The organism is Pseudomonas syringae, assembly GCF_000737245.1.
Lineage (GTDB): Bacteria > Pseudomonadota > Gammaproteobacteria > Pseudomonadales > Pseudomonadaceae > Aquipseudomonas > Aquipseudomonas syringae_J.
Map to the genome: position 1 here is coordinate 41,033 of NZ_JPQU01000040.1, position 13,129 is coordinate 54,161.

General features: G+C 57.4%; 12 protein-coding genes. 2 read left to right on the forward strand and 10 right to left on the reverse strand.

Annotated features, from left to right (window positions below; translation table 11 throughout):
• Nucleotides 1-53 precede the first annotated feature (53 nt).
• From IV01_RS10830 to IV01_RS10800, 7 genes are all read right to left on the reverse strand, one after another.
• The gene (locus IV01_RS10830; protein ID WP_032629183.1) at nt 54-692 is read right to left on the reverse strand and encodes a hypothetical protein; all 639 of its coding nucleotides are present in this window, start codon (nt 690-692) and stop codon (nt 54-56) included.
• A gap of 125 nt (nt 693-817) precedes the next feature.
• Nucleotides 818-2,257 (reverse strand): PLP-dependent aminotransferase family protein, encoded by a 1,440-nt coding sequence (locus IV01_RS10825; RefSeq protein ID WP_032629184.1) that lies wholly within the window; start codon nt 2,255-2,257, stop codon nt 818-820.
• A gap of 205 nt (nt 2,258-2,462) precedes the next feature.
• The gene (locus tag IV01_RS10820) at nt 2,463-3,278 is read right to left on the reverse strand and encodes an OmpA family protein (protein WP_032629186.1); all 816 of its coding nucleotides are present in this window, start codon (nt 3,276-3,278) and stop codon (nt 2,463-2,465) included.
• Complete coding sequence (locus IV01_RS10815; RefSeq protein WP_050507675.1) at nt 3,275-3,649, reverse strand: DUF4398 domain-containing protein; 375 nt, start codon at nt 3,647-3,649, stop codon at nt 3,275-3,277. Before IV01_RS10815 ends, IV01_RS10820 begins: the two co-directional genes overlap by 4 nt.
• Nucleotides 3,650-3,690: 41 nt before the next feature.
• On the reverse strand, nt 3,691-4,533 hold the full coding sequence (locus IV01_RS10810) for a substrate-binding periplasmic protein (protein ID WP_032629188.1): 843 nt from the start codon (nt 4,531-4,533) through the stop codon (nt 3,691-3,693).
• A 129-nt stretch (nt 4,534-4,662) separates the two neighbouring features.
• Nucleotides 4,663-5,592 (reverse strand): electron transfer flavoprotein subunit alpha/FixB family protein, encoded by a 930-nt coding sequence (locus IV01_RS10805; protein ID WP_032629190.1) that lies wholly within the window; start codon nt 5,590-5,592, stop codon nt 4,663-4,665.
• Nucleotides 5,593-5,594: 2 nt separating this feature from the next.
• Nucleotides 5,595-6,344: an electron transfer flavoprotein subunit beta/FixA family protein gene (locus IV01_RS10800; protein WP_032629192.1), complete on the reverse strand. Its 750-nt coding sequence runs from the start codon at nt 6,342-6,344 to the stop codon at nt 5,595-5,597.
• A 526-nt stretch (nt 6,345-6,870) separates the two neighbouring features.
• Here IV01_RS10800 and IV01_RS10795 point away from each other — a divergent pair.
• Complete coding sequence (locus IV01_RS10795; RefSeq protein ID WP_032629194.1) at nt 6,871-8,526, forward strand: electron transfer flavoprotein-ubiquinone oxidoreductase; 1,656 nt, start codon at nt 6,871-6,873, stop codon at nt 8,524-8,526.
• A gap of 109 nt (nt 8,527-8,635) precedes the next feature.
• Here IV01_RS10795 and IV01_RS10790 read toward each other — a convergent pair whose 3' ends face one another.
• The gene (locus IV01_RS10790; RefSeq protein WP_032629196.1) at nt 8,636-9,541 is read right to left on the reverse strand and encodes an AraC family transcriptional regulator; all 906 of its coding nucleotides are present in this window, start codon (nt 9,539-9,541) and stop codon (nt 8,636-8,638) included.
• Between the two features lie 179 nt (nt 9,542-9,720).
• Here IV01_RS10790 and IV01_RS10785 point away from each other — a divergent pair, with 179 nt between their 5' ends.
• Complete coding sequence (locus IV01_RS10785) at nt 9,721-10,773, forward strand: NAD(P)-dependent alcohol dehydrogenase (RefSeq protein ID WP_032629198.1); 1,053 nt, start codon at nt 9,721-9,723, stop codon at nt 10,771-10,773.
• Between the two features lie 151 nt (nt 10,774-10,924).
• Here the strand turns inward: IV01_RS10785 and IV01_RS10780 are convergent, their stop codons facing one another.
• Both IV01_RS10780 and IV01_RS10775 read right to left on the reverse strand, forming a co-directional pair.
• Entirely contained in the window at nt 10,925-11,731 is an 807-nt protein-coding gene (locus IV01_RS10780) for an IclR family transcriptional regulator (protein WP_032629200.1), read from the reverse strand.
• A gap of 65 nt (nt 11,732-11,796) precedes the next feature.
• On the reverse strand, nt 11,797-13,107 hold the full coding sequence (locus IV01_RS10775) for an MFS transporter (RefSeq protein ID WP_032629201.1): 1,311 nt from the start codon (nt 13,105-13,107) through the stop codon (nt 11,797-11,799).
• Between the last annotated feature and the right edge of the window lie 22 nt (nt 13,108-13,129).

The following is a 13,129-nucleotide window of genomic DNA, read 5'->3' on the forward strand; positions in this document are numbered from 1 at the left end:
GAATTGAGGAGGAGATGATAACGGCTGAAACAACCGTTTGAAATGCTTTGTCGCTATTGCTTGAACTTGAAGTCCAGCGCCGCGCCTTCCACATCTCGCCGATTGTCGTTGCGCATCTGCAGCTGCATCTCGTTGCTCAGCAGGCGACCATTCAGCTCAAAAGGCCCTTGGCCTGAAGAATCGTCCTTGCCACCGAACATCTGCGGCAGGATCGGCTTGCGAGCCGAAGACCGGGTATTGCCCTTGGACTTTTTCTCTCTGACCACCTCTTGGGCAAGCTCTGGAGGCAGGCTCAGGTCCAGCTTGGCGTTGTTCAAACTGGTTTCCTTCACAACTTTTTTGCTGGCGGCCACGGATTTCTTTGCTGCAGCTTCCCGCTTGGTATCTGCTGCAGACTTCGGGACTGCCTTCGCCTGAGCCCTCGCGGACGCCGCAGACTTTGCGGCAGCAGCTTCGCCCCCGGCAGTCACCGGCACCACAGACACATTGGGCGAAAGGTCATGCACCGGGGGCTTGGCAGGCTCTACAGCTGCGCTCTTGGCCTCGGCCGGTGGCGGAGCAGCAATCGGTGCCTGCGCCTTGATTTGCGGGGCATCTGCAGCCACCTGAGGCTTCGGCGCAGGCGGATCCTGAGCATCACAGGCACTCAGCAGAACGACTAGCAACAATCCAACGCAACGATGAGCTTTCATGGACATAGAGGACAAAGGCAGAAAACCCTATGCTGGCCTGTTGAGAGCATTCTGACAAGGCGATAGCGCCAACCCTCTGATAATTGGCACTATTGGCAGCACCTCTGATTGTGCGCAGCCACGAATCAGTAGCTGACAACCGCCTCCTGACACAGTTGCTTGGCGAGCATTCCCAATGTCATGAGCGCTCTCTCCGCCTCGCGATTCCAAGGGATGCCACAGTTCAGGCGAATGCAATGATTGAACTGTTCTGTATTGCTGAAAATCAGACCTGGCGCGATGCTAATGCCCTGCTCTAGAGCACGAATGTGTAGATCCTGAGTGTTTACCCGCCCAGGCAAACTGACCCACAGAATAAACCCGCCCAAAGGGCGACTCATCTGCGTGCCCTCCGGGAAAAACTGTTGCACGGCCAGCTGAAAGGCACTGAGATTCTTCCGATACTCCAGGCGAATGAAACGCAAATGTCGGTCATAGCCGCCATTTTCCAGATACGCAGCCACTCCCATCTGGGTAACACTGCACGCCGAATGAGTGCTGAACGTCTGCAAACGCTGGATCTCCGCCTGATACTTGCCCGCAATCATCCAGCCAATACGCACACCCGGGGAAAGGGTTTTGGAAAAACTCGAGCAATATATGACCCTGCCCAAACGATCAAACGCCTTCAGGGCCTTGGTTCGACCCTGTTCAAACATCAGCTCGCCATAGATATCGTCTTCAACAATCTGAATATCAAAATCCGAGGCCAGGCGCAGCAGATGCTTCTGCCGATCTTCGGGAATTGTGCCGCCCAAAGGGTTGCTGAGCCGGGAAGTCAGTACCAGCGCCTTGATTGACCACTGATTGGCCGCCAGCTGGAGGGCTTCGAGGCTTATCCCTGTCGCCGGATCACTGGGAATCTCGATGACCTTGAGCCCCAACAAGTCGGCCAGTTGTAATAGCCCGTAGTAAGCCGGGGACTCGGCGGCAATCAGATCCCCAGGGCGAGTCAGCACCCTGAGCGACATCTGCAACGCATCGACACAGCCGTGAGTGATGACGATTTCGGACGGATCAACCACGACCCCCGCATCGCGCATGCGAATGGCCACTTGGCGGCGCAGCGGCTCAAAACCCGGGCTGAACATGTAGCTGAACGCCCGCGGGCTATGGAAGCGCGTGACCTTGGCGATCTGCTGGTGCAAGGCGCGCACCGGCAAATAGTCAACATGCGGCACGGCGGCACCCAACGGGAATACGCCATCACGACGGGATTCGACCAATACTTGCTGAATGATGCTGCTGCGCGTAACCAGGCTAGGCCGCTCAACCCGGGCGATATCAGGGGTCGAGGCAGTCAGCGCGGGCGTCTGGTGTACGTAGTAACCAGACTGTGGCCGGGCACGAATAAGCCCTTGATCTTCAAGATTGGCGTAAGCCTGCAAGACAGTGGCATGGCTGACATTGAGCTGCGAACTCATCTTGCGCACTGAGGGCACACGCTCACCCGGCTGATAAACGCCGCGACGAATATCTTCAGCCAGCTGCTGAGCAATTTTTTGATAAAGAAGAAGATTGGTCATCACGCCGCCTCGATATTGTCCTGGACCTGTTTTTTATGAATTCGTCACCAGCACAGTTAAGAAGTGTACTGGGACAGTTTCGAGGTGCGCCAGCATAAAGTGCAGCTGAATTATTTTTTTAGAGGCCATAACTGCCAAGCCTCAGGCTTTTTTGGCCAAAAAAAATCGACATCCAGAATCGATGTCGATTTATTTTCAAACATTCTTAACGATTCGCGCCCAATTGCCCTTCAGCGTCAGAAAAAACGATTTCCACACGGCGATTTTGAGCACGGCCTCGCCCTGAAGCATTGGCGTCCACTGGAAACTGATCGCCATAACCCTGAACCTGGATGCGTTTATCATCGACCCCCAGATCAATCAGGACATCCGCCACTGACTGAGCCCTGTCCTTGGACAGCTGCAGATTCTCCAGCTTGTCTCCAACGTTGTCCGTGTACCCTTCAATGCGCACTACGCGCTTGGGATTGAGCTGGAGAAACTGGACAACCTTGAGCACCGTGCGGTTGGCCGAGCTCTTGAGCTCCGTATGACCGGTATCGAACAGCACATCCCCGAGCGTCATCACCAGCCCACGCTCGGTCTGAGTGGTGGCCAGACTGACAATCTGATCTTCCAGCCATCGGCCCTGCTGTTGGGCACTGGCCAGCTTGGCTTCGCGCAACGCCAATTGCAGGCGCTGACGCTCCATTTCCATTTTCGCCAGACGCTCGGTATTTAGCAGCAGATTGCTATGCTCCCGGGCGATCTCGCTGTAGCGACGACTCAGGTATGCATAATGAGCCACGTCGTTACCGGTCCCCAGATAACTCGACAGACGCTCGGCCTTGCCCAACAGCTCACCCGCCCGGATTACATCCTTGGGCGCGCTGCGCAGGACATCTGTGTCCTCTTTGACCTTCTGAAAATCGGCACTGGCTTGCTGCAAAGCATGATCGTTACTCTGCTGACCCGCACAGCCATACAGCCCTGCCGAACCCAACAACACGCACACGCCCAGTAAACGCGGAAGGCGGCTCATTGGCCTTCTCCCAGTTGCTTGCGCAGACGATTGAGACGAGTGTTGAGCTGGCTGATCTGCTCCTCGCTTTTCGCCGTCAGCACTTGAGCTTCAGCCAGCCGGGCATCTAGCTCGGCCTGCTCAGCCTGCATACGGGCAGCCTTGAAAGACTCACGAGCCATATCAGCCCGGGCCTCAGCGAGCTTTGACTGTGCGGCTTTCAGCTCAGCCTGGTCATCAGTGGCGCCCACAGCCTTTGCCTGTTCAATAGCCTTTTCGGTGAGCTTCATCTGCTCGATAGGCGCCGGATCGTTGGCACAGCCGACCAGGGTGGCGAGCACCACGGCGGCAAACAGGGGCCGGGCGTTAAAAAAAGAAGTCGCAAAAGAAATCACAAAAAATACATTCCTACTTGTTTGGGGCGCTAGCGCTCCTACTTGTTTGGGGCGCTAGCGCTGATCGGTTGCAGCAGTTGCGCCTTCCAGATGTCCAGATTGCGCTTGACTGCTTCGTCCGACAGGCCGGAGGCGGCCGATTCTGTCATCTTTTTCGCCAGCTGTCCGCGCAACCAACCATCGTTACAGGCCGAATTAAAGGAAAGGGCCAGATACAATCCCGGCCTGTCTACCGGCATCGGCCTGGGGAGCAGATCTTTTGCAAATCCTAGGGTCTGGACCATTGCCGTGCCCGGATACAGGCTGGCGAGCACATAATCAACCTCGCCGAGCATCAGCTTCTGGAAAGCTTCGGTCAGATTTGGCAAGCGCTCGACCGTCAATTGCGTTTTGACCTGTGATTCAAATTCCTGGGTCAGGCGGATTCTTTCGGACGCGGCGCCCTTATGGCCCTGGAGGTCAGCAACGCTGGCAAGCAGCAGCGGCTGAGCCTGGCGAGTCCAGACCATGATTTCATTCTGGATGAGCGGCGGATGGATGTAATCCAGCGCCTCAAGTTGCGCCAGACTCAGAGGCGCATCAATCAACATATCCATACGCCCGGTGCGCACTTCGTCCAGCGCCTGACTACGCTTGCCTGCGTACAGCACTTCGACCTTAACCCCTGACTCAGCCGCGACTTGCTTGATCAAGTCGGCGCTGGCGCCGATCAGATGCTTGGGGTCCTGCGGATCACGCCATAAGTAAGGAGGCGCATCGGGGCTGCCCGTGACGATCAAGCGCTCGCACTTGCTGGCGGCAAAAGCCAGGTTCGCGCCAATAAACGGCCCGGCGATGAGCCCAAGACCCAGCGCTGAAAGCAGGCGTTTCAGCTGAAACATGGTGTGCCCTTCACGTTCAAATAATGACCAATAAAAAACCCGTTCGCCCCGGTCGCCTGAACATGCAAAAAACCTGCAATGCTCAGTTCGACCAAACGAACGGGTTTGTTTATAAGCGAAGAGTCTGGATTAAACCAGCTTCTCCAGCTCAGGTATTGCTTCAAACAGATCAGCCACCAGACCGTAATCGGCCACCTGGAAGATTGGCGCTTCTTCATCCTTGTTGATCGCGACGATCACTTTGGAGTCCTTCATGCCGGCCAGATGCTGAATCGCGCCGGAAATACCGACCGCAATGTACAGCTGTGGAGCGACGATCTTGCCGGTCTGACCGACCTGCATATCGTTCGGCACAAAGCCTGCGTCCACGGCGGCACGGGAAGCGCCGACCGCAGCGCCCAGCTTGTCGGCCAGGGCATACAGGTGTTTGAAGTTGTCGCCGTTCTGCATGCCGCGGCCGCCGGAAACGACGATCTTGGCAGCGGTCAGTTCAGGACGGTCAGACTTGGCCAGCTCTTCACCGACAAAGCTGGATTTGCCCGCATCGTGAGCAGCCGAAACGGTTTCAACCGAAGCTGATCCACCTTCAGCAGCAGCCGGATCAAAACCAGTGGCACGCACAGTGATAACTTTGACCGAAGCCGAAGACTGCACGGTAGCGATGGCGTTACCGGCGTAGATCGGACGCTTGAAGGTATCAGCCGATTCAACCGAGATGATTTCGGAGATCTGGTCAACGTCCAGCAGCGCAGCAACGCGCGGCAGGATGTTTTTGCCGTTGGACGTCGCGGCAGCCAGGATGTGGCTGTAACCCGAAGCCAGCTCGACAACCAGCGGCGCGATGTTTTCCGGCAACTGATGGGCGTAGGCTGCGTTGTCGGCAGCCAGGACTTTGGACACGCCAGCGATTTTTGCGGCAGCGTCAGCCACGGCGCCAGCGCCCTGACCAGCAACCAGCACATGGACGTCGCCGCCGATTTTGGCAGCAGCAGCAACGGTGTTCAGCGTGGCTGGAGCCAGTGCTGCGTTGTCGTGTTCAGCGATTACCAAGATAGTCATAGTCAGATTACCTTCGCTTCGTTTTTCAGTTTCTCGACCAGTTCAGCCACCGACTTGACCTTGATGCCCGCGCTGCGAGCAGCCGGTGCTTCGACCTTGAGGGTCTTGGTCGTGGAAGCGGTGGAAACACCCAAAGCGTCAGGCGTCAGCACTTCAAGCGGCTTTTTCTTGGCTTTCATGATGTTTGGCAGCGACGCGTAGCGAGGCTCGTTCAAACGCAGGTCGGTGGTGACGATGGCCGGCAGACTCAACGAAACGGTCTGCAGACCGCCGTCGATTTCACGGGTCACGGCAACCTTGTCGCCGCTCACTTCAACTTTCGAAGCGAAGGTACCCTGAGCGTAGCCGCTCAGAGCCGCCAGCATCTGGCCAGTCTGGTTGTTGTCACTGTCGATCGCCTGCTTGCCGAGGATCACCAGCTGTGGCTGTTCCTTCGCTACGACTGCGTTAAGCAACTTGGCCACGGCCAAGGAGTTCAGCTCATCAGCGGACTCGACGAGGATGGCGCGGTCAGCCCCCAGAGCCAGCGCGGTGCGCAGTTGCTCCTGAGCGTTGGTCGGGCCGATGGAAACGACGACGATCTCGGTAGCTACGCCCTTCTCTTTAAGGCGTACAGCTTCTTCCACGGCGATTTCGCAGAAAGGGTTCATCGACATTTTGACGTTAGCGAGATCGACGCCGGAGTTGTCCGCTTTGACGCGAACCTTGACGTTGTAGTCGACCACTCGTTTGACAGCTACAAGAACCTTCATGGATTCCTCGTTTCTCTCCGGTGAAAAGAAGTCGCCGGGCGGGCCTGGCGATAGGTATACGTCAGCAATTAACAGCACCACCTCTGGAAACAGCCGTATTCGTACAGAACGAACAGTGGACTCGTTAAACAAGCCACCAAAACCAGGGATGAAGGCCAGAAGCCGTACATCTGGCGCAAACGGGCGTGTAAACTTCGCACCGCAGTATTCGTGACCTGGATTTTCTGTAGCGCGCTCGTGACGCAGCAGAGGTGCAGTTCAGGCAATGTTAAGCCCACGGCGAGCGCAAAACCGCCCGTATCTTGACCGCAACCTGTTTTGCGGTCAATACGACAAAACTGCCAGTCATGAGCCGCACCACTAGGATTTATCTGGGTTGCAGCCATTTCAAACAAACGTTTGTATTGGACCTGCCGGGTGGTGTAGATATAATGCGCCCCATTTGAACGCGCGAGGACAATGTCCCGCACGTCGGTTTGTACGCTGCCTATAAAAAATACTGTGAGCCTTGAGTAGGAGATAGCCTGTGGAACGCGAATTTATGGAATTCGACGTGGTCATCGTCGGTGCCGGCCCCGCCGGGCTGTCTGCCGCGTGCCGCCTTAAACAGAAGGCTGCTGAGGCCGGTCAGGAAATCAGCGTCTGCGTGGTGGAGAAAGGCTCCGAAGTTGGCGCACATATTCTTTCAGGTGCGGTGTTCGAGCCCCGCGCGCTGAACGAATTGTTCCCGGACTGGAAAGACCTCGGCGCACCACTGAACACTCCGGTCAAACGCGACGATATATACGTCCTGCGCAGTGCCGAGAAATCGGTAAAAGTGCCAGATATGTTTGTGCCAAAAACCATGCACAACGACGGCAACTACATCATATCCCTGGGCAATCTGTGCCGCTGGCTCGCCCAACAGGCCGAGAACCTGGGCGTGGAAATCTACCCTGGGTTCGCGGCCCAGGAAGCCTTGATTGACGAAAACGGTGTGGTTCGCGGCATTGTCACCGGCGATCTCGGTGTTGACCGCGAAGGCAAGCCCAAAGACGGCCTGTATACACCAGGCATGGAATTGCGCGGCAAATACACCCTGTTCGCGGAAGGCTGCCGTGGCCATATCGGCAAGCAGTTGATCAAACGCTTCAATCTGGACACCGAAGCCGACGCCCAACACTACGGCATCGGCCTGAAAGAAATCTGGGAAATCGATCCAGCCAAGCACGAGCAAGGCCTGGTGGTGCACACCGCGGGCTGGCCGCTGGATGATGACAACATGGGCGGCTCCTTCCTTTATCACCTGGAAAACAATCAGGTGGTGGTCGGCCTGATCATCGATCTTTCTTACGGCAACCCTTACCTGTCGCCGTTCGACGAATTCCAGCGCTACAAGCATCACCCGGTCGTTGCTCAGTACCTGGAAGGTGGCAAGCGCATCAGCTACGGCGCGCGCGCGATCTGCAAAGGCGGCCTGAACTCGCTGCCGAAGATGGTCTTCCCAGGGGGCGCGCTGATCGGTTGCGATCTGGGCACCCTGAACTTCGCCAAGATCAAGGGCAGTCACACCGCCATGAAGTCCGGCATGCTGGCGGCCGAGTCAGTCGCTGATTCGCTGTTCGCAGGCAAGGAAGGCGGCGATGAGCTGCACGCTTATGTAGAAGCCTTCAACGGCAGCTGGCTTCGAGAGGAACTGTTCGCCAGTCGCAACTTCGGCCCTGCGCTGCATAAATACGGCGCAATCATGGGCGGCGCGTTCAATTTTGTTGATCAGAATATCTTCGGCGGCAAGCTGCCGTTCACCCTGCACGACACCAAGCCGGATTACGCCTGCCTGAAGCTTGCGGCTGACTCGGCAAAAATCGACTACCCGAAACCCGACGGCAAGCTCAGCTTCGACAAACTCAGCTCGGTGTTCATCTCCGGCACCAACCATGAAGAAGAACAGCCCTGCCACCTGAAGCTGACCGACCCGAGCATTCCGATTGGCACCAACCTGCCACTGTATGACGAACCCGCACAGCGCTATTGCCCGGCAGGCGTTTACGAAGTGGTAACCAAGGAAGACGGCGAGAAGCGTTTCCAGATCAATGCCCAGAACTGCGTGCACTGCAAGACCTGTGACATCAAGGACCCTTCGCAGAATATCACCTGGGTAGCACCGGAAGGCGCAGGCGGCCCGACGTACCCCAACATGTAACAGTGCACCAAGGAGCGCACGAGCACCGCGAGTCCGCGATAGCATTTTGTCTGATACACCGCTATCGCTGCCTCGCGGTCCTCGTGAGCTCCTACAGATTCCTGGTTATTCAGGCCGGAATCCGCAGCTGCATGCCCTCCTCCCCGGGATTTCGATCAAAGTAACGTTTGTATTCGCGACTGAACTGCGACGTGCTCTGATAACCGACACAGTGCGCTACCTGCGCCACCCCCATGCCCTGGGCGATCAACATTTGCTGCGCCTTCAGCAATCGCAGCCGCTTGAGGTACTGCACCGGCGACAACAGCGTGCTGCGCTTGAAATGCTCGTGGAAGGTCGAGGCGCTCATGTTCGCCTGACGGGCCAAAGTCTCGACGTTCAGCGGCTCGGCGTAATGGCTGTGCAGATAAGCCAGCGATGCAGCTATCCGGGCGAAGTTACTTTGCTGAGCGACCAACGCGCGTAACACCCCGGCTTGAGGGCCGCGTAACGCCGCATACAGCACTTCCCGCAAACGCGACTGGCCCATCACCTGACAATCCAGCGGATCATGCAGGCAACGCAACAAACGCTCCACTGCCTCGCGCATCGACGCGTCAAGCACCACGGACGTCATGGACTCCGGCGTCTGCGCCTCAACGACCTGATTCGGCATCGGCCCCATGGTCTGCACCAGCTCCCCCAGCATCACCCGATCAATCGCTACCGACACGCCGAACAAAGGGGCCTCTGGCGTGGCGAACGTTTCGCACATGAACGGCACAGAGAGCGCCTGGACCAGGTAATGCCCCGCGCCATAGTCCAGGGTTCGTGCACCGAGGCTTGCCAGCTTGCCACCTTGGGCGATGATCATCAGGCTGGGCTCGTAGATCTGCGGACTGCTCGCTACGTAAGTCGAAAGCGACACGACATTGACCTCAGGCAACAGCGTCGGCACAAAACCCGGGCGAGTCGCCAGCGGCTTGATCAACTCAACCAGCGTGGCGTTGGCATCAGAGTGGTGGGGTAGCGACATGGAACACCGAACGGAGGATTAGACACCGGCATCATCGCAGAAATGCCCGATTGAGCAAGATTCCAGCATTCACAGCCGGAGGATTAGGCATGACTCACGGAGGAATGTTCATAGCCTTGAACCCGCGGCTCCCGGAGAATGGATCACCTCACTTTTGCACTCTCTCGCGAGGTTTCTCCATGTATACAGCTATCGGTTATGCGGCCCAATCATCGACCGCCCCCCTCGCCCCCATGAAATTCGAACGCCGTGATCCACGGCCGGATGACGTGGCCATCGAAATCATGTTCTGCGGCGTGTGCCACTCCGACATTCACCAGGCGCGTGACGAATGGGGCTTTGCATCCTACCCGCTGATGCCCGGCCATGAAATCGTCGGGAAGGTCACCGCCGTCGGCGCCGACGTAGGCAAATACAAAGTTGGCGATCTGGTCGGCGTGGGTTGCATGGTGGATTCCTGCCGCACTTGCGACGCCTGTAACGCCAATCTGGAGAACTACTGCCAGAACGGCATGACGCCAACCTATGCCGGCCACGATCGCATCGACGGCAGCCTGACCATGGGCGGCTACTCCGACAGCATCGTGGTCAGCGAGCGCTTCGTCGTCAGCATTCCGGAGAAGCTTAACCTGGCAAGCGCAGCACCGATTCTTTGCGCAGGCATCACCACCTACTCCCCGCTCAAGCACTATGGCGTTAAAGCTGGCCATAAAGTGGGCGTACTAGGCATGGGCGGCCTGGGTCACATGGGCATCAAGTTTGCCAAGGCCATGGGCGCTGAAGTGACGCTGTTCACTCGCTCAGCGAGCAAAGCCGAAGAAGGTCGCCGCCAGGGCGCTGATCATGTGGTCATCTCCACTGACGAGGCGCAGATGCAGGCCGTTGCCGGGACCTTCGACTTCCTGCTGGACACCATTCCCGTGCAGCACGACCTGAACCCGTACCTGCAAACCCTGCGTTTTGACGGCGTACATATCCTGGTTGGCCTGATCGAGCCGATCAATCCACCGGTGAATGCGGTCAATCTGGTGATGACTCGCAAGGTACTGGCCGGCTCGATGATCGGCGGCATGGCGGAAACTCAGGAAGTACTGGATTTCTGCGCCGAACACGACATCACCTGCGATATCGAAATGCTCGACATCCGCAATATCAACGAAGCATTTGAGCGCGTGGTGAAAGGCGACGTGAAATACCGCTTTGTGATCGACATGGCGACGTTGAAGGCTTAATACAGCTACAGCGCGTCGAAATTGTGGGAGCAAGCTTGCTTGCGAAGACGGTGTTCCAGACCCGGGAAATGTTGGGAATGTACTGGCCCCTTCGCGAGCAAGCTCGCTCCCACAGATCCCGCGTTTATTCAGACGCGCCGTGATTCTGTGTTTACCCCCCCAATTCAGCCGACAACCTGGCCGCCGTCTGCTTGATCAACGGCACCAGCTCGGCCATTTTCTCCAGCGGCATGTAGGGCACGGTACTGGCGATGCTGATACCGGCAATAATTTGCTTGCTGGCATCGCGAATCGGTGCGGCTACGCAGCGGATCGACGGCTCGTTGTCTTCGAGATCGAACGCATACCCACCCTCAACATACTCATGCATGCGCTGACAGACCTGTTCCCAGGTTTGCTCCTGATGCGCTGGCCATAACGGGTTGGGTGTCACTTGCGGCAGGCTGATGTCATACAAACGCCGCCACTCTTTTTCCGGACTGTCCAATAGCAGCGCCTTGCCGATCCCGGTGCGCGCCAGCGGCATGCGATGCCCCACACGGGAACGCATTTCGGGCCCGTTGCGACCCGGATTCTTGTGCAGGTAGAGCACCTCGTCGCCATCGCGGATCGCCAGGTGCACCGTATCACCAGTTAGCTGCGACAGTTCATCGAGGTAGGGCCGGGCCAGCATCGCCAAAGGGACCTCTTCACGGGCCTGAAAACCCAGCTCAATCAGCTTGGGCCCCAGCAGATAGCCGACTTGCGGTAACACCCGCAGGTAGCGCTCATCCACCAGACAACTGACAAGTCGATGGGTAGTACTGCGAGTAGTACCGATCCGCAGCGCGATTTCCTTGAGGTCACGGGCACCATTGGCCACGGCCTGAACAACCCCAAGGCCGCGTAACAGGGTTTGGGTGCCGGTGGGTGCAGTCTCTTTGGAAGCACTGCCTGGAGTATCGGGAGCTTGCGACATATCAGGCTTTTTCCAATCAAAATGCTGGCGGCATTATCGCCGCCAGCCAGTCTGCATGCCAGCCGCTACAACTCGATACGCTCGACCTTACCTACCAACAGGATGTAGGAAAGTGCACCAATCAACGCCAGCACGGCGATGTAGGTGATGGCAGGAGCAAAGGAATCCCCGGTGGCCAGGAAGCCGATCACAATCGGTGTGGCGATCGCCGACAGATTGCCAATGAAGTTGAAGGTGCCACCCGTCAGCCCCAGCAAGCGAGCTGGAGCCAGGGTGGAGACCAGCGACCAGGTGATCGAGGCCAGACCGTTACCGAAGAAGGCCAATGCCAGGAAAGCGATGACCAGCGGCGTCGACTCGACGAAATTGGCACCGATGATGGACGTCGAAATCAACAGCCCGGCAATGATCGGCAGCTTGCGGGCAAAGCCGACCGTATAGCCACGGCGGATCAGCCAGTCTGAGAAGAAACCGGAACACAGCACGCCGACGAAGGCCGCGAGAAACGGCAGCGAAGCCAGCAAGCCGGACTTGATGAAATCCATACCGCGATATTTCACCAGATAAGTCGGAAACCAGGTCAGGAAGAACCACAGCGTCGAGTTAAGGCAGAACTGCCCCAGATAAATGCCCCAAAGCTTGCGCTTGCTAAGCACGATCCCCAGATCGAGCCAACTGAAACCGCGTTTTTCCTTGGCAGTATCAGTCTGGATGTCCACCAGCCCACCGCCCTCGCGGATCAGTTCGATTTCAGCCTCGTTCACACCTTTGAAATCACGGGGCTCGCGATACACCATGTACCAGATCGCCGCCCAGACCACGCCCACCGCACCGGTGCTGACGAACACCATGTGCCAGCCATAATGGGCTTGCAGCCAGGCCAGGACCGGGGTCAGAAATGCCAGACCCACGAACTGCCCCGAGGTATAGAAACCAATCGCCGTCGCCCGTTCGCGCTCAGGGAACCAGGTGGTCACCACACGGCTATTGATGGGATACGCAGGTGCTTCAAGTGCACCCACCGCCATGCGCAGTACGAACAGCGCAATGAAGCTGGCAGCAAAGCCGAGCATGATGGTGGCCAGCGACCAGAGCAACAACGCGGCGGTGTACAGGATACGCGGCGGCACCCGATCTACCAGCCAGCCGCCCGGCAATTGCATGGCGGCGTAAGTCCAGCCGAACGCCGAGAAAATCAATCCGACATGAATAGGGTCGATACCCAATTCAGTAGTCAACGCCGGTGCGGCAATCGAGAGGTTGCTGCGGTCCAGGTAGTTGATCACCACCGTGATGAACAGCAGGACCATGATGAAATAGCGCTTTCGAGTCGGCGTCACTAAAGATGCCGCGCCTTCGAGGGTGCGGGTTTGCATAAGAAGTGCCTCTTTTTATGTT

Coding starts and splice junctions, on each gene's coding strand:
- IV01_RS10790 (WP_032629196.1), bottom strand. CDS start 9,541: ATGTCGCTACCCCACCACTCTGATGCCAACGCCACGCTGGTTGAGTTG.
- IV01_RS10785 (WP_032629198.1), top strand. CDS start 9,721: ATGTATACAGCTATCGGTTATGCGGCCCAATCATCGACCGCCCCCCTC.
- IV01_RS10800 (WP_032629192.1), bottom strand. CDS start 6,344: ATGAAGGTTCTTGTAGCTGTCAAACGAGTGGTCGACTACAACGTCAAG.
- IV01_RS10810 (WP_032629188.1), bottom strand. CDS start 4,533: ATGTTTCAGCTGAAACGCCTGCTTTCAGCGCTGGGTCTTGGGCTCATC.
- IV01_RS10780 (WP_032629200.1), bottom strand. CDS start 11,731: ATGTCGCAAGCTCCCGATACTCCAGGCAGTGCTTCCAAAGAGACTGCA.
- IV01_RS10805 (WP_032629190.1), bottom strand. CDS start 5,592: ATGACTATCTTGGTAATCGCTGAACACGACAACGCAGCACTGGCTCCA.
- IV01_RS10820 (WP_032629186.1), bottom strand. CDS start 3,278: ATGAGCCGCCTTCCGCGTTTACTGGGCGTGTGCGTGTTGTTGGGTTCG.
- IV01_RS10830 (WP_032629183.1), bottom strand. CDS start 692: ATGAAAGCTCATCGTTGCGTTGGATTGTTGCTAGTCGTTCTGCTGAGT.
- IV01_RS10775 (WP_032629201.1), bottom strand. CDS start 13,107: ATGCAAACCCGCACCCTCGAAGGCGCGGCATCTTTAGTGACGCCGACT.
- IV01_RS10825 (WP_032629184.1), bottom strand. CDS start 2,257: ATGACCAATCTTCTTCTTTATCAAAAAATTGCTCAGCAGCTGGCTGAA.